Source organism: Roseateles sp. P1_C6, assembly GCF_056406315.1.
Window position 1 is genome coordinate 1 of sequence record NZ_JBFUAK010000032.1, and the last position, 915, is coordinate 915.

Consider the following 915-nt stretch of genomic DNA (forward strand, 5'->3'; position numbering starts at 1 on the left):
CGGCGCACCAGCACGTCGCCCACGGCCACGCCGGCCTTGAACTGCACCGTGTTGAGCTTGCCTGCCGTCGAGTCGTACTGCGACACGATGGTGTCCTGACCGTCACCGCGGCCGAACAGGTAGGTGTTGTTGCCGTAGCTACCGTCCAGGTAGTCGTTGCCCGTGCCACCGTCCAGCGTGTCGTTGCCRTAGCCGCCGTACAGCGCGTCGTTGCCTTCGCCGCCGGTCAGCGTGTCGTTGCCGTCCAGCCCTTCCAGGCTGTCGTTGCCGCGCCCGCCGGTCAGCGCATCGCCACCGGTGGTGCCGCGCAGCACGTCGTCGGCCGCCGTGCCCTGGCCCAGCGCCGCCAGGATGGCGCCGATGTTCCACGTCGTGCCGTCGTCGAAGCGGACTTGCTGGATGGGGTTGTAGTAGCTCGCCGGGGTGTCGGCCTGGAAGAAGTAGTTGATCAGCAGCCGGTCGGTCGTGCCGGCGATGACCAGCTCGATGGACTCGTTGCCATTGCCTTGCGTGCCGCCCACGCGGCGCACCAGCACGTCGCCCACGGCCACGCCGGCCTTGAACTGCACCGTGTTGAGCTTGCCTGCCGTCGAGTCGTACTGCGACACGATGGTGTCCTGACCGTCACCGCGGCCGAACAGGTAGGTGTTGTTGCCGTAGCTRCCGTCCAGGTAGTCGTTGCCCGTGCCACCGTCCAGCGTGTCGTTGCCGTAGCCGCCGTACAGCGCGTCGTTGCCTTCGCCGCCGGTCAGCGTGTCGTTGCCGTCCAGCCCTTCCAGGCTGTCGTTGCCGCGCCCGCCGGTCAGCGCATCGCCACCGGTGGTGCCGCGCAGCACGTCGTCGGCCGCCGTGCCCTGGCCCAGCGCCGCCAGGATGGCGCCGATGTTCCACGTCGTGCCGTCGTCGAAGCGGACT

1 protein-coding gene is annotated in these 915 nt (G+C 68.9%); it reads right to left on the bottom strand.

The window, feature by feature from the left end:
* On the bottom strand, positions 1-915 hold a 915-nt coding region (locus tag AC1D29_RS29525), incomplete at both ends, for a calcium-binding protein (protein ID WP_477904336.1).